This window comes from Marinobacter sp. DY40_1A1 (genome assembly GCF_016597815.1).
Taxonomy (GTDB): domain Bacteria; phylum Pseudomonadota; class Gammaproteobacteria; order Pseudomonadales; family Oleiphilaceae; genus Marinobacter; species Marinobacter xiaoshiensis.
This window is the reverse complement of the sequence record NZ_VCHA01000001.1, coordinates 1,050,553-1,071,266: the sequence shown is the minus strand read 5'-3', so window position 1 is coordinate 1,071,266 and position 20,714 is coordinate 1,050,553. Positions and strand designations below refer to the sequence as shown.

Annotated in this window: 20 protein-coding genes and 1 tRNA gene; 8 read left to right on the top strand and 13 right to left on the bottom strand. The window is 52.7% G+C overall.

The features are described from left to right. Positions 1-17: 17 nt before the first annotated feature. The 8 genes from prpC to FFI61_RS04925 all read right to left on the bottom strand — a co-directional run bounded on the left by prpC (position 18) and on the right by FFI61_RS04925 (position 9,757). Positions 18-1,148, bottom strand: coding sequence for a 2-methylcitrate synthase (gene prpC / locus FFI61_RS04960; RefSeq protein ID WP_200369450.1), 1,131 nt, complete (start codon positions 1,146-1,148; stop codon positions 18-20). A 17-nt stretch (positions 1,149-1,165) separates the two neighbouring features. Further along, complete coding sequence (gene prpB / locus FFI61_RS04955; protein WP_200369449.1) at positions 1,166-2,053, bottom strand: methylisocitrate lyase; 888 nt, start codon at positions 2,051-2,053, stop codon at positions 1,166-1,168. A 16-nt stretch (positions 2,054-2,069) separates the two neighbouring features. Then, the gene (locus FFI61_RS04950; RefSeq protein WP_200200857.1) at positions 2,070-2,750 is read right to left on the bottom strand and encodes a GntR family transcriptional regulator; all 681 of its coding nucleotides are present in this window, start codon (positions 2,748-2,750) and stop codon (positions 2,070-2,072) included. A gap of 122 nt (positions 2,751-2,872) precedes the next feature. Beyond that, positions 2,873-4,459 carry a glucan biosynthesis protein gene (locus tag FFI61_RS04945; protein WP_200369448.1) on the bottom strand — a complete coding sequence of 529 codons (1,587 nt, stop codon included), beginning with the start codon at positions 4,457-4,459 and terminating at the stop codon, positions 2,873-2,875. A gap of 46 nt (positions 4,460-4,505) precedes the next feature. Next, entirely contained in the window at positions 4,506-6,611 is a 2,106-nt protein-coding gene (gene mdoH / locus FFI61_RS04940) for a glucans biosynthesis glucosyltransferase MdoH (protein ID WP_320159556.1), read from the bottom strand. Beyond that, positions 6,604-6,918, bottom strand: coding sequence for a hypothetical protein (locus tag FFI61_RS04935; RefSeq protein WP_200369447.1), 315 nt, complete (start codon positions 6,916-6,918; stop codon positions 6,604-6,606). Before FFI61_RS04935 ends, mdoH begins: the two co-directional genes overlap by 8 nt. A gap of 48 nt (positions 6,919-6,966) precedes the next feature. After that, the gene (locus FFI61_RS04930; RefSeq protein ID WP_227714597.1) at positions 6,967-8,520 is read right to left on the bottom strand and encodes a glucan biosynthesis protein G; all 1,554 of its coding nucleotides are present in this window, start codon (positions 8,518-8,520) and stop codon (positions 6,967-6,969) included. A gap of 82 nt (positions 8,521-8,602) precedes the next feature. Next, positions 8,603-9,757 carry a ShlB/FhaC/HecB family hemolysin secretion/activation protein gene (locus FFI61_RS04925; protein ID WP_200369446.1) on the bottom strand — a complete coding sequence of 385 codons (1,155 nt, stop codon included), beginning with the start codon at positions 9,755-9,757 and terminating at the stop codon, positions 8,603-8,605. Positions 9,758-10,075: 318 nt separating this feature from the next. Between FFI61_RS04925 and galU the strand changes: the two genes are divergently transcribed. Beyond that, on the top strand, positions 10,076-10,912 hold the full coding sequence (gene galU / locus FFI61_RS04920) for a UTP--glucose-1-phosphate uridylyltransferase GalU (RefSeq protein ID WP_200200862.1): 837 nt from the start codon (positions 10,076-10,078) through the stop codon (positions 10,910-10,912). Positions 10,913-10,944: 32 nt separating this feature from the next. Here galU and FFI61_RS04915 read toward each other — a convergent pair whose 3' ends face one another. Then, a complete protein-coding gene (locus FFI61_RS04915) occupies positions 10,945-11,361 on the bottom strand; it encodes a helix-turn-helix domain-containing protein (RefSeq protein ID WP_200200863.1) in 417 nt (138 codons plus the stop codon). A 222-nt stretch (positions 11,362-11,583) separates the two neighbouring features. Between FFI61_RS04915 and FFI61_RS04910 the strand changes: the two genes are divergently transcribed. From FFI61_RS04910 to FFI61_RS04885, 6 genes are all read left to right on the top strand, one after another. Next, complete coding sequence (locus FFI61_RS04910) at positions 11,584-12,660, top strand: hypothetical protein (protein ID WP_200369445.1); 1,077 nt, start codon at positions 11,584-11,586, stop codon at positions 12,658-12,660. Between the two features lie 39 nt (positions 12,661-12,699). Further along, positions 12,700-13,788 carry a hypothetical protein gene (locus FFI61_RS04905; RefSeq protein WP_200369444.1) on the top strand — a complete coding sequence of 363 codons (1,089 nt, stop codon included), beginning with the start codon at positions 12,700-12,702 and terminating at the stop codon, positions 13,786-13,788. 117 nt (positions 13,789-13,905) lie between these two features. Further along, complete coding sequence (locus tag FFI61_RS04900; protein WP_200369443.1) at positions 13,906-14,856, top strand: DMT family transporter; 951 nt, start codon at positions 13,906-13,908, stop codon at positions 14,854-14,856. 238 nt (positions 14,857-15,094) lie between these two features. Beyond that, complete coding sequence (locus tag FFI61_RS04895; RefSeq protein WP_200369442.1) at positions 15,095-15,928, top strand: VWA domain-containing protein; 834 nt, start codon at positions 15,095-15,097, stop codon at positions 15,926-15,928. Positions 15,929-16,095: 167 nt separating this feature from the next. Continuing rightward, a tRNA-Val gene (locus tag FFI61_RS04890) sits at positions 16,096-16,172 on the top strand. A 277-nt stretch (positions 16,173-16,449) separates the two neighbouring features. Then, complete coding sequence (locus FFI61_RS04885) at positions 16,450-16,917, top strand: c-type cytochrome (RefSeq protein ID WP_227714595.1); 468 nt, start codon at positions 16,450-16,452, stop codon at positions 16,915-16,917. Between the two features lie 31 nt (positions 16,918-16,948). Here FFI61_RS04885 and FFI61_RS04880 read toward each other — a convergent pair whose 3' ends face one another. Continuing rightward, positions 16,949-17,632: a cytochrome b/b6 domain-containing protein gene (locus FFI61_RS04880; protein WP_200200867.1), complete on the bottom strand. Its 684-nt coding sequence runs from the start codon at positions 17,630-17,632 to the stop codon at positions 16,949-16,951. 108 nt (positions 17,633-17,740) lie between these two features. Between FFI61_RS04880 and FFI61_RS04875 the strand changes: the two genes are divergently transcribed. Further along, positions 17,741-18,136, top strand: coding sequence for a glutaredoxin family protein (locus FFI61_RS04875; protein WP_200200868.1), 396 nt, complete (start codon positions 17,741-17,743; stop codon positions 18,134-18,136). Position 18,137: 1 nt separating this feature from the next. Here the strand turns inward: FFI61_RS04875 and FFI61_RS04870 are convergent, their stop codons facing one another. From FFI61_RS04870 to purC, 3 genes are read right to left on the bottom strand one after another with little or no spacing between them, the layout of a single operon-like run. Further along, positions 18,138-19,145: an NAD-dependent epimerase gene (locus FFI61_RS04870; protein ID WP_227714594.1), complete on the bottom strand. Its 1,008-nt coding sequence runs from the start codon at positions 19,143-19,145 to the stop codon at positions 18,138-18,140. A 43-nt stretch (positions 19,146-19,188) separates the two neighbouring features. After that, positions 19,189-19,911: a TIGR04219 family outer membrane beta-barrel protein gene (locus tag FFI61_RS04865; RefSeq protein ID WP_200369440.1), complete on the bottom strand. Its 723-nt coding sequence runs from the start codon at positions 19,909-19,911 to the stop codon at positions 19,189-19,191. A gap of 45 nt (positions 19,912-19,956) precedes the next feature. Further along, positions 19,957-20,670 carry a phosphoribosylaminoimidazolesuccinocarboxamide synthase gene (gene purC / locus FFI61_RS04860; protein ID WP_200200871.1) on the bottom strand — a complete coding sequence of 238 codons (714 nt, stop codon included), beginning with the start codon at positions 20,668-20,670 and terminating at the stop codon, positions 19,957-19,959. Between the last annotated feature and the right edge of the window lie 44 nt (positions 20,671-20,714).

The following is a 20,714-nucleotide window of genomic DNA, read 5'->3' as shown; positions in this document are numbered from 1 at the left end:
ACTCTTGTGTTCAGTGTTTAAGCCCGCTTCTCAATCGGCACCCACTCAGCATGGTCCGGCCCGGTGTAATCCGCACTTGGGCGGATAATCCGGTTATTTTCGCGCTGCTCTTTTACGTGCGCTGTCCAACCGGAAACACGGGACATAACAAAAATCGGCGTGAACAGTTCAGTGGGAATGCCCATGAAGTGATAGGTCGAGGCATGGAAGAAGTCGGCGTTACAGAACAATTTCTTCTCGCGCCACATTACTTCTTCACAGCGCACGGATACCGGATACAGAACCGTATCGCCCACTTCCTTAGCCAGCTTTTCTGACCACTTTTTGATGATCACGTTGCGCGGATCGGATTCGCTGTATATCGCGTGGCCGAAGCCCATGATCTTTTCCTTGCGAGCCAGCATGCCCATCAGGCCTTCTTCCGCTTCCTCTGGTGTCTGGAATCTCTGAATCAGTTCCATCGCCGCTTCGTTCGCGCCGCCGTGCAGTGGGCCACGCAGGGTACCGATGGCGCCGGTTACACAGCTGTGAATGTCAGACAACGTAGACGCACACACGCGAGCCGTGAAGGTGGAGGCGTTGAATTCGTGCTCGGCGTACAGAATCAGGGAGACGTTCATCACACGCTCGTGCAGCTCGCTGGGCTTCTTGCCGTGGAGCAGCTCGAGGAAGTGACCGCCAATGGAATCCACATCACTGTCGGTCTCGATGCGCACGCCTTCATGGGCGAAGCGGTACCAGTAGGTGATGATGCCCGGGAACAGAGCCAGCATGCGGTCGATTTTGTCGTCCTGCTCGCTGAAGTCCTTCTCGGTTTCCAGGTTGCCCAGCATGGAGGCGCCGGTGCGCATAACGTCCATGGGGTGAGCATCTTTGGGGATCTGCTCAAGAACGGTCTTGAGTGCTGCAGGCAGTCCACGCAGGCTCTGGAGCTTCTTCTTGTAAGCGTCCAGTTCCTGCTGGTTCGGTAGCTTGCCGCGCAGCAGCAGATAGGCTACCTCTTCAAACTGGGCATTGTCTGCCAGATCGCTTACATCGTAACCACGATAGGTCAGGCCGGTTCCGGTTTTACCAACGGTGCACAGTGCAGTTTCACCAGCTACCTGTCCGCGAAGGCCTGCGCCACCGAGTTTCTTTGCTTCTGCCATGGATATCTCTCCTCTAATTATTTTGACTGCTGGAACAGCTGGTCCAGCTTCTGTTCAAAGTCGTGATAGTTCAGGTAATCGTAGAGTTCCATACGGGTTTGCATCAGATCAACTACGTCTTTCTGATCGCCCTTCTCAAGAATGTTCTGGTACACGGTAACGGCCGCTTTGTTCATGGCGCGGAAGGCGCTCAGCGGGTACAGAACCATGCTGGCACCGGCCTCACCCAGCTCTTTGCGATTATAAAGAGGTGTGGCGCCAAACTCGGTAATGTTGGCCAGCAAAGGTACGTCGCCCAGTGCTTCGGAAAACGCTTTGTAGTGTTCCAGCTCAGTAACCGCTTCTGCAAAAATACCATCAGCACCGGCTTCAATGCAGGCCTTGGCGCGATCGATGGCTGCTTCCAGGCCTTCTTTCTGGAAGGCATCGGTGCGGGCCATGATGAAGAAGTCTTTGTCTACACGGGCATCGGCGGCGGCTTTGATGCGATCAACCATTTCGTCTTTGGAAACTATTTCCTTGTTCGGGCGGTGTCCGCAACGCTTCTGGGCTACCTGATCTTCAATATGTACGGCGGCGGCGCCTGCGCGTTCCATCTGCTGGATAGTGCGGGCAATGTTGAATGCCCCACCCCAACCCGTATCAATATCCACCAGCAACGGCAGTTCGGTTGCTGCGGTGATGCGGCGTACATCTTCTACCACATCGTTCAGGCTGGTCATGCCCAGATCTGGCAATCCATAAGAGGCGTTCGCCACGCCACCACCAGACAAGTAGATAGCCTGGTGCCCTACGCGTTCGGCCATCATGGCAGCGTAGGCGTTAATTGTGCCTACAATCTGGAGGGGTTTGTTATCGTTCAAGGCTTTGCGAAAACGCGCGCCTGGGGAGAGCTTATTGGACATGGTTATTCCTCTCTTATCAGATGGTTAAAACGCCTTCCTGAATTTTTTTCTCGATGTTTTCTCGAGCGGCGTTGATGTGTCTTTTCATCAGAAATTCTGCGAGCTCACCATCACGCTGGGCAATGGCTTCAACTATACGGCGGTGTTCACCGAGGGCTCGGTGGGGGCGACCAGCGGAGGTGCTTAACCGGTAACGGTACATTCGCACCATGTAATAGAGATCGCCCAGTAGCATCTGAGCCAGTTTGGTGTTCCGGCTGCCCGTGGCGATGCGGTGGTGAAAATCGTAATCCCCTTCAGCCTGATAATAGGCCTGCCCGTGGGCTTCGTCGATCATGGTTTCGTGGGCATCGAGGGTGGCTTGGAGGTCGGCAATCTCCTGGTCAGTCATGCGCTCTGCAGCCTGGCGTGCGGCAAGGCCTTCCATGATTTCCCGTATGCGATACAACTCAACCAACTCGGTGGTGCTTAACGAGACCACCCGCACACCCGCATGGGGGCGTCGCACTAGCAGCCCGCGGGACTCCAGCCGGCCAAGGGCCTCCCGGAGCGGGCCACGGGTCAGATCGAAGCGGGAGCAGAGATCCAGTTCGCCGATTTTGTCGCCCGGCGCAAGATCCCCCTTTACGATTGCCGTTTGCAGACAATCAAAGGCTTCATCAGCGCGAGTGTAGGTTTGAGGTGCAGTATCCAGCATGGTTTGTCGACAATGTGGCCTTGATAGAGTCGAAATTTACGCTGGACTCGCGGGATTGTCAACAATCCGGGCTTTCTATTGTAAACAATCCATAGCAAAGTGGAATTATAGACTCTGATCTCTCAGTACAACTTTCGTTCTGAAAGCGGTGGCGGCGTGTATTGGTAGACCCAGGTTTCCGTGAGCGGCTCATCGCCCAGGCGTAGATACATCCGTATATTAATGGGCTCTTCCGACTCGCCCGGGACCAGATCGAACATTGCCCGATACCCGTCGATTGCAGACAATGGCCGCGCCGAGGTAATTTCCACCTCTCCCCGGCTTACGGTTATAACGGGCTCTACCTCCGCGCTTTCCCCCAGCATGCTCAGCACACCTCCGGCGAAATCCACGGCAAAGCGCCACGAAAAATACTCACGCTTCTGACCGATCACCCCGCCCAATCCCGTGCGGGTTGCTTCGACAATTGCCAACTCGCTCGGATTAACCGGCGCATGCTCACCCCAGTGTAAGCGATAGGCGAACAGGTACTCCTGTTTCGGTTTTAGTGGTTCCTCCGGGTGCCAGAACGCCACAATGTTGTCGAAGGTTTCATCGACGGTTGGTATTTCCACCAGATCAATACTGCCCTTGCCCCACTGGCCTTTCGGCTGCACCCATACACTGGGGCGGCGCTCGTAGAACACGCCGTCGTCCTGATAGTGATCAAAGTTCCGATCCCGCTGCAACAAGCCAAAGCCCTGGGGGTTGTTATCGCTGAAGCTGTTAAAGCGCAGATGGGCCGGGTTTTCGAGGGGCCGCCAGAGCCATTCGCCGCTCCCGGAAAGCATAGCCAGGCCATCGGAATCGTGAATCTCGGGGCGCCAGTCATAATCCATGCGCCGGCTGTTTTCACCCACCTGATACATGCTGGTCAGCGGTGCAATGCCGGCTCTTTTCATTTCAGTTCGGGGGTAAAGCGCCACATCTACATCCATCACCATGTTACGCCCGGGGTCGAGTACAAAGGCGTAGGCCCCTGTGGTGCTGGGCGAATCGAGCAAACCCCATACCCGCATCACGTGACTGCCTGGCTTTGGTCTTTCCAGCCAGTAGGCGCTGAACCGGGGAAACTCCTCTTCGCCGTCTATTGCGGTATCAATGGCCAACCCACGGGCCGACATGCCGTACTGCATTTCGGAACCAACTGCACGGAAGTAACTGGCACCAAGGAACGCAGCCAGATCGCGGGAGAAGTCGGTTTGATAGTGCAGGCGGAAGCCGGCATAGCCCAGGTTGGCTGGAAGGTCGCCGAGTGGCTGCTTACCCTCGTAGGCAAAATAATCCGGGTTATACCTGAGAACGGTGGCCTTTCCGTCAATCACCTCTTGAAGCGTGACGGGCGATTGAAAATACAGCCCCAAATGGAAGAGTTGCGCTTGAAAGGCCGAGTCGCTGTCGGCCCAGAGGGCGTGATCTTTGCGAAACCGGATGGCCTGGTAGTCGTCCCAGCTGATCTGTTTGAGACTTTCGGGCAACTCGCCTTCGTGGGAGATGTAAGGGTGCTCTGCCAACTCACGGGCATAGCCTTTCAGCCACGCATAGCTGAATGGCTTTTCGCTGTTAGCACTATCAACCTCTGCCTCCCGCGCAAATACCAGAGGCGCAAGTGGCAGTGCACTGGCACCAAGCCCCGCTATCAGGGTCTTCATGAGGGTGCGTCGATCCATAGTTTTTCTCCTTTCGTAACTCGTCGCGGCCGTGGAGCAGTGAATACTAAGCGTCTTTCGCTCGGGCACTCAGTCGAGCGATAGAACGCCCCCAGAAGCTGCTCGGAACTGAGCGCCAGGCACCCTCGTGCAATGCCTTTAAAGACTCACGGTCCCTGACAATCTGGCTCATTTCAGAACGCGTTAATGCATCGGGTCCCAACTCAAGGCACCGTGCCACGCAGAGTTCCAGCTCAGCCTTGCGGGAACCACGCCGGTGATCCCACGCCAAGGCCTGGTGCAAGCGGTTGTGGTCGAGCCTCAGTACAGCTTGTTCAAGAGGGGTAAGGGTCGAATCTGCAGGTTCCTGTGCGCGATATGTCACCGCATCTTCCAGCAACGCCATGGCGGTATTTTCTTCCGGTATTAGCAGGAGACGGCGCTTCTTCAAAGCCTGACCTAACGAATTTCGGCTGAGGTACACGGCGGTGGGTGCGGCCAGAATCAAGGGTAAGGCCACGGGCAACGACCACAGGAAGAACATGGTGTCGAGGCTCCAGGCAAAGGCGGACCAACCAGCGCCCAGCACCATTCCCGGCAATTGGGTGATCAGTGCTTCTTTCCAGCTGGTTTCCTCGGTGCGATTCTGCCCGGCCCATTGCAACGACACATTTAATAAGGCTGACACCACGTAACGACTGTGCGCCCACATGCGCACCGGCGCTAACAGTACGGAAATAATGATTTCCAGCATCACGCTGCAGAACAGCCGAATCAGCCCGCCGAAGTCTTTGGTATACCGGTGAATTACAGCGTCGATGACAGCCAAAAACTTGGGAAAAAACAGCAGTGCCAGAGTACTGAGCGCCAACCCCAGGGCCCACTCTGGTCGCCATTCCGGCCACAGCGGAAACAGTCCCTGATGGCCATCGGGAAAGTATTCAATGGGTGACAAGGTCATGTTGGCGGCAGCAATCGTGGTAAGAATCAGAAAGCCGAGCCACAAGGGTGACGCCACGTACGCCATAATCCCGTTAAGAAACGCCATTCGATGGGCGAAGCGTAAACCCGGTTCCCTCAGCATTACCCATAGGTGCTGCAGATTGCCTTTGGCCCATCGGCTATCGCGAGCCAACTCGTCGGCCAGGGTTGGCGGGGATTCTTCGTAACTGCCACTCAAACCCGGCTCCAGCCAGACTTCATAACCCGCACGGCCCATATAGGCGGCTTCAACAAAATCATGGCTCATGATGGGGCCGCCAAAAATGCCGATACCTGGCAGTTTGCGCAGACCGCAATGCTTCATGAAAGGTTCAATACGGAGGATGGCGTTGTGGCCCCAGAATGCGGCATCGCCCATCTGGATAGCCGCCAGACCGGTGGCAAATAATGTTGAATAAAAGCGGTTGGCAAATTGCTGAATGCGGGCAAACAGGGACTGGCCGTTGATGATATTCGGATTGGTTTGCAGGATTCCCACACCTGGCTCTCTTTGCATAAGCTGAACCATGCGAACGATGGTGCTGCCGGTCATCAGGCTGTCTGCATCCAATACCACCATGTACTTGCAACGCTTTCCCCAGCGCCGAAGAAAGTCTGCAACGTTGCCGCTTTTGTAGTTGAGGTTCACGGGCCGGCGACGATAGAAAATTCGGCCTTCACCTCCCAACTCCTTTGCGACTCTATTCCATGTCACCTGTTCTTCAAGCCACACATCTGGATCACGGCTGTCTGAAAGTATATAAAACTCGAAATGTTCGATCTGGCCTGTGCGTTCAATATCCCGATATACCGCTTTCAGGCCACTCAGAGTCCAGTGCACTGGCTCATGGTATATGGGCAACAGAACAGCGGTTTTCGCCATGGGCGTCTGCTGAAGTTCCGCATCTGGGTGGCGTTTGAGTATGGAGTGTCGGTCTCCACCTATCAGCCTGACCACAAACCCGAATACAGCTGTCCAGAAGCCCACAGCGATCCAGGCATAAAGAATGGCAAACAATGCCAGCATACCGATTTCCAGTGCAGTGCCTCCATGGTAAGGCAGCACCCAAAGCAGGTAGTAGCTGGCAACACCGGTTTGGCCGAACACGAACAGCATTAATACTGCCCGGCGCATATTAGCTACCAGACGCCACCGGTGTTTTCCGGGGCCTTGTGTCTTGGATTTATCCACGACAGTGATACCCGATGCTGCCTCTGCACAGATCAGGTGCCGGCGTGGGGATCTTGACTTCAGGGAGGGTGAAGTATTCAGGCAGCCTGTCCATAGCACTCCGCAACAGGCGGTGGCCGCCGAGGGTTGGGGAGCCGTGGAAGGTTTCAGCTGAAGCCTTTTGGTTAGCGCTTTCGCCAACCTCCGCGACGGCGTCGTCAATTAGCTGAAGCAACTGTCGACAGCGTTCACTGGTCATCTCAATTCCAGCTTCACACAGATAGCTATATACACGGCTGAATACATGCTGGAAGGAAATATCCTCCATGTTTGTCTCCTTGCCCGTTAGTGACTGTCTGTTCTGGCTACCCGTGACCTATGATGAGACGCCCCGAAGACCTGTTTTTGGTCCGAGCAAATATGTCCAGGTTTCGGTAATGGCTTTGCCGTCTTTATTAAGGGTGCCCCTGAGCGTAAGCGGCTTTTCTGTGGGTGGCTTTGCGAGAATCGACAGGCGCCAAACGTCAGTGGCTTCGATGTACTCAACAAAATGCTCCATCACCTCCACACCTTCGCCACCCGTCACATGACTTACAACGGCGGCATCCGGGGGCAGCTCTGAAAGTTCACCGCCTTCGAAATCCACAATCAGACGCAAGGCTTCACCAGAGTTACCCCCGGCATTGTCAGTGCCGACAAAAGTACGTAGCGCACGCGCATTAGGTTGTTCAGTGATACCTGGCTCGCCAAAGCTTACTGAATATTGCAGACGGCGGCTTTGGTTACCCATCACCTTTTCCGCTGGCTTGAAGAAGGCAACAATGTTGTCGTTTGATTCCGCACCGGAGGGAATTTCAACGAGCACTACCTCGCCCTTTCCCCAACCTTCCCTGTTTTTGCCGCCAGGCTCTACCCACATGCTTGGCCGGCGATCATAACGAGCTTCGTTATCCTGAAAATCATCAAATTGACGGTCACGCTGGATCAAACCAAAGCCTTTGACGTCTTCTACATGGTGATAGCTCAACTGCAGATCTGCCGGGTTGACCAGCGGGCGCCAGAGCCACTCGCCGGTTTTGCCATCATTGATCAACAAACCATCCGAGTCATGCACCTGAGGTCGCCACTCTCCCCTTGGCCTCAAGGTGTTATCACCATAGAAAAACATGGACGTGAGCGGTGCCTGGCCAAGTTGCTCAATATCACTCCGGAAGAACAGTTGTGCGGTCACGTCCATTCGGGTGCTTTTCCCTGGATGGATTTCAAACCGGTATGCGCCGGTGAGGCTGGCGCCATCAAGCAGGCCATACACCACCATTACATCGCTGTCTGCCTTGGGCCGCTCCATCCAGAATTCGGTGAACGAGGGGAATTGCTCGCCGGATGGCAGGCCTGTATCGACGGCTATGCCCCGCCCTGAAAGTCCGAAGTTCTGATTTGCACCAACACCACGGAAGTAGCTCGCGCCACCAAACACCAGAAACTGGTTTTGTGTGCCTTTATCTGACAAAGGGTAGGTTAACTTGAACCCGGCATAGCCCAGATCAGCCGGAATACGTTTGGCCATTTCAGGATTGGGATAATCAAACCGGGTTTTATCAAACCCGACGGGATGCACGCCTTCACTATCGATGATGTTCAATTTGACAGCGTGGGAATAGAAGCTGCCTTGGGGGATCATCATCACTTGAAAGCGCGACTTGCCTGAGCGCCAAAGGCTTTGCTCAGGCTTGAACCGGATAGATTGGTAATCTGAATAACCAAGGTTAGCGAGGAAGTCTGGTGCTTGCGCTGGCTGCTCGTATTTTTCGTGGGCCAGGGTTTGGGCTTTGTCTGAGACATCTTTGAACCCGAACGCCAGAGTGTTGCCGGAGAGCACCATTAAAATCGCAAGGGAAGATAGAAACCCGGTTCGCCGTGATCCAGTCATGCCAGAACTCCTTGTAAGCCAGCTTATCAATGTAGCACCAGCTACACGGCAGGCTTCAAGTGACATCTTGGTAAGGGGGTAGTCAGATACCGACTGAAATGGAAAAAGAGAGATCCGGGCTTGTAGGCATGAGGAGTGCAGTATTGGAGGCATTAAGCATTTGCCCGACGCTCAAGTCTGCACGGAAATCTCTGGAATAGAGCTGGAAAGAGATTTCGCCAGAACTGGTGCTGCCAAACCGGTCAGACTGCGCCTCCGAATAGGGTGCCCAGCCTTGTAACAGGGAAAGTGTGATGGATGAGTTAAGCTCGGATCCAAAAGGCCAGTGATAGCCAGGACTACGAGCATTCATCTGAAGCAAGCCGCCCTCGACAACCCGCAGGGTCTGGCCGTTAAACCCGCGCATCAGGCTTGGCCCTGCAACGACCATATACTCGGAGGATGGCAAGTCTTCGGGCGCGAATTGATATCGACCGTTAAGGCCAAGGTTCCAGCTCAAAACCTCCCGACTGAGAGAAGCTTCCACCGCCAATTTATGGAAGCCCTCAGAATCACTATTGTAGCCCTCCGCACGTATTGTTTCTTCTGAATCCACCCCGCCAATGGCGGTCAGTGATGTTGTGGCATAAAAGCCGCCCATCAACTCTTGCGAGGCGCTTCCTTGCAGCCCAAAGCTGGAAAGCTGGTGCGAGGCATCCTCAAGCCATATCTCGTCTTCGAAGGCACTACTTCTGCTACTGGTGTAGGAAAACAGACTGCCAACCTCGATCCCTTGCCATGTCCAAAGCGCCCGTTTACCGGTTACTTTTAGGTTGCGCCGCTCACCGTAAGTATCGTAACGCTGGCCGGAACCGTTCACCGCGCCAGCATAGTCCCGATTCTCAAGATCAACCTGGAAGTGACTGCCCGCCAATGGAAACGAATAACGTAGCGCCAGTGTCGTCGATTCTGCACTTCCCTCTCTTGCCACTGAGTCACTAAAATCAAGACCAAGTACGTGCTGAGACCAGATCAGGTTGTTACTGGTCAGGTTAAGCCGGCCATCCGCTCTATCGTTGTTCTGGGTGGAGTCACCGGAAAGCTCAACATGCGAAGCCACATATTGGGTCACAGACTGCAGAAGGTCGGCCGGATACAGATCCCACAACGGCGACTCGGCCCGAGACTTGGCACTGGTAGCTGATGCCTGGCCGGTAAAAAGGCCAAATATCAGGGTTGTCAGCAGGATGGGTCTCACGCTGTGCCTCATTGAAGTGAAAAGTCAGAATGACGATCCTTACAGATTCGCCCTGTTACTCTAAAAAACCGAGATCGGATAATCCAGTGCCGATTTCCAAAACTTACAATTTTAATAATCATTAAAACAGTAGGTTATAGCGACATTTAGAAGTAATTAATTAAACACCAGCGCCAGGTCTCTATAAAGTGCCCTACCTGTACAGGCGATTACAGAACGTAATGATTCCTCCTTGCTCTCTCCATTCCGGCAAATAACTTGGTAAACTCTCCAAAATCATGGACACGCTACAAATCCCGACCAAAGGAAAAATCCCAAATGATCAAAAAATGCCTCTTCCCGGTTGCCGGTTACGGTACCCGCTTCCTGCCTGCCACCAAGGCGATGCCCAAAGAAATTCTGCCGATAGTGAACAAACCTCTGGTGCAGTACGGTGTTGAGGAGGCCTCTGAAGCCGGCATTCATGAATTCGGTTTTGTGACCGGTCGCGGCAAGCGGGCAATCGAAGATCATTTCGACATAAGCTACGAGCTTGAGCACCAGATTGCCGGCTCAGGAAAAGAAGGCTTGTTGTCATCCATTCGGGAACTGATTGACAACAACACCTTCGCTTTTACTCGCCAAATTGAGATGAAGGGGCTGGGCCATGCCATTCTTAGTGGCCGTAACCTTGTGGGCGACAATCCGTTTGCAGTAGTACTTGCAGATGACTTTTGCGTTGGCCCGGGTGAAGGCGAAGACGGCGTATTGGCACAAATGGTTAAACTTTATAACCAGTTCCGCTGCTCCATTGTCGCCATTGAAGAAGTTCCTGAGGACGAAACCCACAAGTACGGTGTTATTGCGGGCGAGTCCATGAAAGATGGTCTGTATCGCGTTACAGACATGGTTGAAAAGCCTGCTCCGGAAGATGCCCCAAGCAATCTGGCGATCATCGGTCGTTATATTCTCACACCGGATATTTTCGATATTCTGGAGCGTACCCCTGCAGGTAAAAACGGTGAGATCCAGATAACCGATGCGCTGCTTGAGCAAGCGAAAAACGGGTGCGTTCTGGCCTACAAATTTAAAGGCCAGCGCTTTGATTGCGGCAGTATCGACGGGTTTGTAGAAGCGACCAACTACGTTTACGAGAACATTTACAAAAAGCAGTAATGGGGTTAAAACCAAGTGCTATTTCTGGGCGCTCAGGCGCCCAGAATCTGCAGAATCATGCGCCGGTTCTCCGCAGTCGTCTTGCGGAATCGGCGCAGCAGTTCACCCTCCTCATCCGACAACTGAATCCTGTCTATTTCTTGCTCAAGCTCTTTCAGTGCCGTTGACAGGTCATCACTGTTGCTGAAAGCGAGTCCTGGCAATTCAAGCTGGCCGCCGCCCCCTGGCTCGGTAAGATCCAGCATGTCTTCCAAAGGCGTTTCGGTCTTTATGCAGAAATCCAATAGTGCGGATACATCCGGATAGGTACGCTGTCTCGCATCCGACGCTTCCCAACTTACAACCTTGGCTTCTTCAACGCCGCAGATCTCTGCTACGTCCTTGCTCGATAGACGCCCTGCCTCACGTATTTGCCGCAACCGACTATTGAATGTCTGCAGGTAACGCATGGTATTCGCCTCTGCACGATTGTTCGAAAAATAAGTTAATCACGAAATGTAACGCACATATAACTTTATAGGAAATTAATGGTTCCGGGTGCTTTTGATGTTTTTGTGCTGCGCGTCACACTAATTTGGGACGGGGCGCCTCATTTTGACTATATTTTGGCCGGTATGGACTAAACGACACCGCACTTGACGGACAACCCAATAACTGAAAAGGTCAGATGAATGCTCCCGAAAGCGCTCGCAATCAGTCTATTAGTTGCTGCCTGCACAGTGATTGGCACTGGCTACCTGCTGTCGGAAGAAAACCGCTTCGCTTTTAGCTGGGAGTCGATGGCTCCAGGGAACAAAGGCCAAAACAAAACTCCCGGCTCTGCCCCCGCTACATTAGCCTCCGCAACACCGGCCGCCTCCCGGACACAACCACCCTCAGACAATCCTGTCGGGTTCATGTTGGCAAAAGTAGCGAATGAGTATGCTCAGTCTGTGCGTTATCCCTCTTGGTCCGTGCCGTTAACTGAAGCCCAGGCTAAGGGATACCGCGGGAACCATTACGAGCCAGTGGTGCTGCCGCTTGAAAACAGCGGCCAGTTTACTGTCACCCTCGAAAAATTCCGTTTTACCCGGGGTGAAGACATACTTGTTGTCGCCTCATTGCAGGGTCCACAGGTGATGGGGCCCTTGCTTCAGGCAAGCTTGGAGCGCCCAGAATCCAGAGACTCGGCCACAAGCACAAATCTGGAACAGGATACCCAAACAGGGTATTACCAAGGCAGCCTGAACTCCGACCAACAGCCCGGAGACTACCGGCTTGTTGTTGAGGCAACAGTGGATGGCAAGCCTGTCAGACACGTTTCCAGCCTTACTATCGAGCCTTACCTGGGAGACTTTGAAGGGCTTGACGACACCTACGTGAGTAACAACAACCTTGTCATTCCAGTAACATTCTCGCCACAAGATTCTGGTTTCTTTGCGTTGTCTGCACAGCTCTACAACGGCCAACAACCAATCGCACAGCTTCAAGCCGAGAAACGCCTCGACCGCACCTCAGACACTATCCTGCTGAGAGCTCACGGCACTGTACTTGCCAACAAATCATTCGATGCAAAACTTCAACTGCGAAATTTGCAGATACGGCAACTGCCGGCGAAACCCGGTGACCGCACCCATTATGCCTACGGTCCGAGTGAAGGATTCGACTTTGAGCCGCCAGATCTTGATGACCTTCAGGACACCCCAGCGGCAAACCCCGAATCAGAACAGCGCGCAGCGTTGCTAAAACAGCTGGCTGACAAGTTCTGAGTTAGCAAAAAAAATAATAACCAAGCAAACGGAGCAATCATGAAAACAAAAATGACCCGAAATGCCTGTAAAATTACGCTAGCTGCGGCTCTCACCAGCAGTATGATAGCCGGAACTGCCCAAGCCCAACTCGCGGGGCACAACGTTATACTGGTCCACGGATTTCAGATGGAAGATCTTGCGACTCCTCCTGCCGATCTCCAGGCGATCAGAGACGCGGGCGAGGATTACTGGCGAACATTTTGGCTATCACGATCTGAAGCCCGCATTGACTGGCCCAGCGACGGCCGGGTGGAAGGCAGCATTGCGCAAAGAGCCTACGAACAGATCCGCGAAATCAGTCAGCAGGGATTGTGCAGTAATTTTTGCATAATCGTTTCGCACTCAACCGGCGATTTGGTGACACGCTACCTGCTTGAGAATCAGGCACGCTGGTTGCAGAACGAAGGTTTGCCCCCGCTGAAAATTCTTGCCTCCATAGATTACTCTGGTGCAGGTGGTGGTACCGAGTTGGCTAACTTGGCTGTAAACCTCGCGTATAACCCCACTTGGTATAACTGGCCTTTGCGCGCTGCGGTGCAGGCGTTCACAGGAATAGAGCCAGAGCCCGGAAAACTGGGGGTAGTCAATGATCTGCAAACCAATACCGCCAGAAACCTGGCTCTAAGCCCAAATTCTATCCCAAGGCTGAGGTTCGTCGCAGGTGGCTCATCCTACGGCGGTATTACCAAACCATTCATCGCCGGCACTGACGATGGCGTTGTCCCAGCCCATTCAGCCTGCGGCGCCACCTCTGCGCAGGGTATCGATTCCTGCTCTGGCAATCTCAGCCTTGCAGGTAAAGTCGGCAACCAGAATGGCCCTGCCGGCCTTTTCTACAACCACTACCCGGTGCTTATGAATGAGGGAGTGAGCCATAGTGGTGTGCTGGGTTCTGAAACCGGAAACATCTCGGTTCCAGTCGTGAATAACACAACTCTAAATGGCCTACAGGTGGATTTTGCCAGCAGAACCTACGGTAAACGCCCATGGTGGAAACTGTGGGGGTCCAAAGACCAGTACATAGAGGTGCCAGGCTCTGATCAAACGGATATGTCTGCACTTGTTTACACTACGCTTAACAATTAACAGCCATTGGCTTTAGCGGTTTCACCGAGCTCAAGGACGAGCCCACTTTCTTTTTTACTTCGCAAACTATACATTGCCAGGCAATAACACTTTCTAACTCTGGTGCCTCCCTACACCATGTCTGACTCGTACAAATCGGATTTGCTCCTCGTCGCCGTTACCCTCCTTGCCGCAGTAAGCTGGATTTTTTCCAAAGAAGCCATTCTACTCATGCCACCGCTGCTATTTATGGCGCTGCGCTTTCTGGTTGCAGGTGGTTTTTTGGCTATTTTTGCATGGCGGTCGCTGGCCCACCTCAGTGCTGACCAACTCAAGCGTGGAATTGGCGTTGGCCTGGTATTTGGCATTGCCATGAGCTTTTGGGTGATGGGTTTGTTTCACGGTACCAGCATGGGTGAAGGCGCCTTCTTAACAAGTCTTGGCGTGGTGATCGTACCGATTATCGCCCGATTGGTTTTCAAAGAGGCCCAACCTGCGAGCACCTGGCTGGCCATTCCTGTTGCCATAGCGGGGCTGGCTTTGCTGTCCCTTAAAAACGGATTTAAGCCAGAAGCCGGACAGATATTTTTTGTTGTGGCAGCAACCATTTTTGCCCTGTATTTCACGCTCAACACCCGCGCGGCAAATCAACGCACAACAATTAACCGTAAGGGCGAATCCGTCGAGAGGCGTCGTATCCCTGCCCTACCTTTGACAGCCATCGCACTGCTTACCGTTGGTTTGCTAACCCTGATTGAATCCTTACTGATGGAGCCTTGGCAGCCAACCTTCAGCAACCCGCCTCCGCTTCTGATCTGGTGGGTACTCGCGAGTGCGATTGTTGGAACCGCCGGGCGCTTCCTTGTGCAAACCTATGCCCAAAGCCTGTCTACCCATAGCCACGGAGCCGTTATTCTGGTCTTGGAGCCTGTATGGGTGTCACTGTTTGCGGCAGGCTGGTTTGGTGAAACCATGGCGCCCATGCAATTGGCCGGTTGTGGATTAATCTTCGCAGCATTGATCGTTAACCGCTGGAGTGCTTTGAGTAGAGCTCTTAGGGCCTCGCTGAGAAAGGGTAAAGCATACTGACAGTTATGACTGGGGTAATGTCAGGAAATCATACACCTTTCACTAAAACCATCACCCCACAGCACCCCTCCAACATCTATGTTTTTGTTTTTATAGCATTTTATTAAAGACTGACGAAATAGGCACACAATATGCAGAGATATGATTGAGCTGAAACCCAGCCTAGCGCAAGCTTTCCCGATCTAATGATGTACGGCCGGAAGCCTGCAACGCACTCAATCAGGAAGAGATAACGATCATGAATCTAAAAAAATTACTATCCGGGCTAGTCTTCGGAACCGCAATTGTGGCGGCGCCGGTTCATGCTGCACCCATCCTCAGCGACATCGTCTTCGTTGTAGATGAATCAGGGTCAATGGGGAATGTTCAGAGAAACCTCAGAACCAACATTGGTCTATTCGCGAGCATACTGACCGGAACGGGGCAAGTTGACGCTCAGTACGGCTTGGTCGGTTATGGTGACCGCGGCGTATCGCCACGAATGCTTACTGACTTCGTTGACGCTGATGATTTCTCAACTGCAGCAAACGGATTGCGCACTAACGGAGGCACCGAGCCTGGCTATTTAGCTACAGCCTTCGCGTTAAATGCACTGGACGGCCAATCAGACCTCTTTTCCTTCCGGTCCAACGCTGTAAAAAACATCATCATTTTGACAGATGAGCCGAATAACCCGAACAACTCCTCATATTATGGAACAGTCGGCGGCGCGAACGTAAATAGCTCCGTTCTTGACAGCATCCTCACAGACAACAATGCGCTGTACAATGGTGTACTAAGAAACTCAAGCACGATCGAATCGTACAGCAGCCTGATTACCGGCCACGGTGGCACAGTATTCAACTTGAACCTGTTCAACACCACGGACACCGATGTTGTCACGGCTTTTGTAACTGATTTTGCCAACAAGAAGCTGCAAGAAACACTAGACTTTTGCGATCTGAACCCGACTGATCCCGCATGCTTGCCAACTCAGGATGTTCCAGAGTCTGGCACTCTTGGACTTTTGAGCCTGGCACTTGGTGGACTGGTATTCAGAAGGCGCCTAAGCAAATTCACAGCAACTGCTTGATACTTTAGAATCGGCGGGGTCGCAATACCCCGTCGATTTATTTTACATTCCGAATTATCTTCCAAATCAATCTCCCCTGCTCTTTTCCGTTAGCAAATACGCATTCCCTATAAAAGTGGTTGACCATATACGCCGGAATCAGTATATTTCGCCCCGTTGCAGAATACAGGACCATAGCTCAGTTGGTTAGAGCGCTACCTTGACATGGTAGAGGTCCCCAGTTCGAATCTGGGTGGTCCTACCAATTTTGCAAAAAAGTCACTCAGGCGCGAGCCAAGTGGCTTTTTTTGTTTCAGGGTTACACGATTACGATCCCACCAGCTATACCTCTGGCACCCGCTTGACCGGCAATGATAATGCCACCATCTTTCCGTTCCCTTCCCTGTGAGCAGATTCCATAGATGCCGGCAGGCAGAATTCGGGGCTTCAGAGGTTGCGGAATTGAGGTATAAATTTGGCCGTATCTATGGAATCATTACATCGACCAAGCCACAGCACCTTACACAATAAGAGAACCAACCATGCGTATATCACGATTTTTTGTAGCCTTGGCAATGAGTGCTGCCGTATCAGCACCCGCTAGTGCTCAGCTCGATGTTGAAGACCAGATTGAAACACGCCAGAGCGCATTTACGTTTGCGGCGTGGAATATGGGAAAAATCAAGGCTCAGGTAATTGACGGAAGTGTAGCCTATAACGAGCAGCAAATTCTTGCAGCGGCGAATGCGATTGCTTCGGTGGCCAACTCTGGTTTGGGTGCGCTCTTTGGCCCCGGCACCGCCAATGACAAAAATGACAACACAAGGTTAAAGCCTGTGTTCTTTGACAAGCCCGAAAAAGCTCGTGAGGTTGCTATTGGCTTTGCCCAGGCAGCGACCAAGCTGCAGGAAGTTGCAGCGAATGGTGGCGGTAAGGGCGCTCTCGCTGCTCAGTTCAGCGAGGTAGGAAAGTCTTGCAAGGCTTGCCACGACGAGTTCCGTGCTGACTAAGCCCTGCCTGTAAAGCCTCCTTCACTGTCGCCTACCAACCCAGATCGGGTGCTGGCGGTGGAGGGGGCGACAAAAGCCCGCCTGTTGCTACCCATACAGCAAATACAGCCACCGCTAACGCGATCACGAATGCTATCAGGCCACCGCCTGTCCTCTTGTAAACGCACTCCTCGCTTACTTTTTTACGCCCGGTAACCATCGGAGTAATCAGGTTATCTTTTTTAATCAGGGTATAAAAAAGAACGCTAGCAATATGCAGACCTATCAGGCCGTAAATAAACCACTCCGAGAACTTGTGCCAAGAGGTAATTGTGTCATTCCAGTCAGCTGATACCGCGCGGTAAAGAGGCCCGTTAAACGCAATGGCATCTGTCGAAAACAGCCCTGTAACTGCCTGAAAGCCGACTAGCCCTAGCATGGCCAGAACCGAGAGTGCTCCCAACGGATTGTGCCCCAGTCCTCGCCACTCACCTTTCAGATATGCCTCAATTGCCGAAGGCCCCGGAATAAACTGCAAAAAACGCGCGTAAGTGGAGCCTAGAACCCCCCACATCAAACGAAAGCTGATCAGGCCCACAATGGTAATGCCAAAGCGTTCATGCCAGAGCATCCAGGTACCACCAAGTTTGACTGTTACCAATGAACCGGTAACCGCAGCCACCAGAAGCCAGTGGAAGAGTCGCGTGGGCAAGTCCCACAAGGAGATCGACTTCATTTTCAGTTCCTTATTAAACTGACGTATACAGGCTGTTTACCCGAAACCATACCTGTTTTGCTTTATACTGCCCACTGAATTTCATATACCAATTTAGGGATTTATTTAATGCGACTGGTTATCCGTTATTTTTTTCGGACCTTACGTCTTATTCTGACGCCATTTGTGCTGCTGAGTGAAAAGCTCGGCGGAGGGAAGCCTATAGAACGCAGCCCCGAAGAACAAAACAAAGTGGATGCGGCGTGTGAAAAATTGGCGCTATATCAGTTCAAGACCTGCCCTTTCTGCGTCAAGGTTCGCAAGCAGATAGCACAACTGAATCTGAATATTGAAAAGCGGGATGCACAGCACAACGAAACCCACCGGGCCGATCTGGAACAAGGTGGTGGTAGTGTAAAAGTGCCTTGCTTGCGAATTGAAAATGAGGATGGAAGCGAACGATGGATGTACGAGTCCTCAGACATTAATGCCTGGCTGGAAGAGCGTTTCGGCCAGGCTACCTGAATCAGACCTTGTAGAACTCGCGATACCAGTCAACAAACTTGGCTATACCTTCTTCTACATCCGTCGATGGCTTGTAGCCTACGTCACTGATCAGGTCATCCACATTGGCGTAGGTGGCAGGCACATCACCCGGCTGCATGGGCAGAAGGTTTTTTATTGCCTTCTTGCCGGTCCTCTCTTCGATAATTTCTATGAAGCGGGACAGTTCGACCGGGTTATTACTGCCGATATTGTAGATGCGATACGGGGCCTTGCTGGAGCTTGGATCGGGCGCTGCCCCACTCCACTGATCATTGGGCTGTGCCACCTGATCAAGAGTGCGGATAACACCCTCTACAATATCGTCTATATATGTGAAGTCACGCTTGTGATGGCCATGGTTGAACACATCGATAGGCTCTCCCGCAAGAATCTTCTTGGTGAAGATAAACAACGCCATATCCGGTCGGCCCCAAGGGCCATAGACGGTGAAGAATCGAAGACCAGTGGTTGGTAACTTATAAAGGTGGCTGTAGGTGTGAGCCATCAACTCATTGGCTTTTTTCGATGCAGCATACAGGCTCAGAGGATGATCAACGTTATCGTGAACCGAGAAGGGCATGGCCTCATTAGCGCCATACACAGAACTGCTGGACGCGTATACCAGGTGCTTCACCTGGTTATGGCGACAGCCTTCCAGGATATTCATAAAGCCAACCAGGTTGGCGTCCACATAGGCATTAGGGTTTTCGATTGAGTAGCGTACACCTGCTTGGGCAGCCAGGTGAACCACTCGTTCAGGGCGATGCTTTGCGAAGATATCTGCCATCACAGCGCGATCTGCCACATCCTGGCGCACTTCTGTGAAGCCAGGATGTCCGGTCAGGCGTGCAAGCCGGGCTTCCTTGAGGTTTACATCGTAATAGTCGTTAACGCTGTCAACGCCGATCACCTCGTCTCCGCGCTCAAGTAGCCGGTGCGCCAACTGCGCTCCGATAAATCCCGCGGTGCCCGTTACCAGAATCTTCAAGTCTTTCGCTCCTTTAAAACCGGCTAACCGGCGTTTAACACGCTCAGAAAGTAACGCCTGCGCTGAAGAAGGGGCCATCGATTTTCACATCGAATACGTCGTTTCGATCTTCATAATCAACTGCAATCTGGCGATAGCCAGCGCGCAGCTGCAGCAGAGAAATGCTGTACTGGCCATAAACGTTGAAATCGCGAATTGAATCACCGTCAAAAGCGATGAAATTACCTTCAGCACCAATGGCCGCACCGGTCAGAGGTAGATCGAAACGAGCGGCGATATAGCCCAGGGGCAAAACAGCATCGGCTTTGGATTTCTCTGATGCACCACTACTCTGGACCAGCAACTCACCTGAAAAGTCGCGAACGGTCAAACCCAGGTCCAGATTTACCCAATTATCGAGAACTTCGTAATACAGAGTAAGATCCAGTTGCTCGAGGTCAAGGTCGGAGCGCACGTTGCCTGCTGCAACATTGCCATAGTCGCTGGTAAGTGTGCCATTACCACTTTGCTGGATCAGCGTATAGGCCAGACGAACGTTCGGCAGCAGGGGTACCGGATGCTCAAAATAGATGCTGGCATCGGTGTTTCCGTCGTCCTTCAGTCGCAGCTGGTCATGTACATCAACCGAATCGCTGCCTGTGGAAACCTTTCCTGACACGTCGGTATCCCAGTAACCCACACTAGCACCAAGACCCAACATGTCAGCTTGAGCCAGAGGGGTGGCCAGGATTAAAGAACTGCCTAATGCAAGTGTGAGTTTACGCATGGTGTACCTGTGTCATTATTATCTGTTTGAATATCTGGTTAAAAATCAGTCGAAGCTAATACCGATGCGACGACCGACTTCTTCGTAGGTTTCAATCACGTTGCCCAGCCCCTGCCGGAAGCGATCCTTGTCCATCTTTTTGCGGGTTTCCTTATCCCAGATCCTGCAGCCATCCGGGCTGAACTCGTCACCCAGCACAATTTCACCGCCACTGCGGCCGAATTCCAGCTTGTAGTCCACCAGCAGCATTCCGGCTTCATCAAACAGGTTTTTCAGCACGCCGTTTACCTTGTAGGTTAACTCTTTCATGCGTGCGAGTTCGGCCTCGGTCGCCCAATTAAAACTGACAGCCAACGACTCGTTTACCATGGGATCGTGCAGAGCGTCATTTTTCAGAAACAGCTCATAGGTTGGCGGGTTAAGCTCCAGCCCTTCTTCTACCCCCAAACGGCGGCAAAGGCTGCCTGCAGATACGTTTCGCACAACGCATTCTACGGGAATCATATCGAGCTTTTTAACCAGCGATTCCGTCGCAGACAACAAGCCCTCGTGGTGTGTTGGCACGCCGGCCGCTTCCAGTTTGTCCATGATGAACGCGTTAAAACGGTTGTTCACCATGCCTTTGCGGTTTAGCTGCTCTTTCTTTTCACCGTCAAATGCCGAGGTATCGTCACGGAAGACAAGAACAAAGCGCTCTGGATCATCAGTGCGGAATACAGATTTGGCTTTGCCTGCGTAGAGTTCTTCGCGTTTTTCCATCGTAAGTCTCCGAAACGGAGGCCTGCGCTCTGCAGGCACCCCTT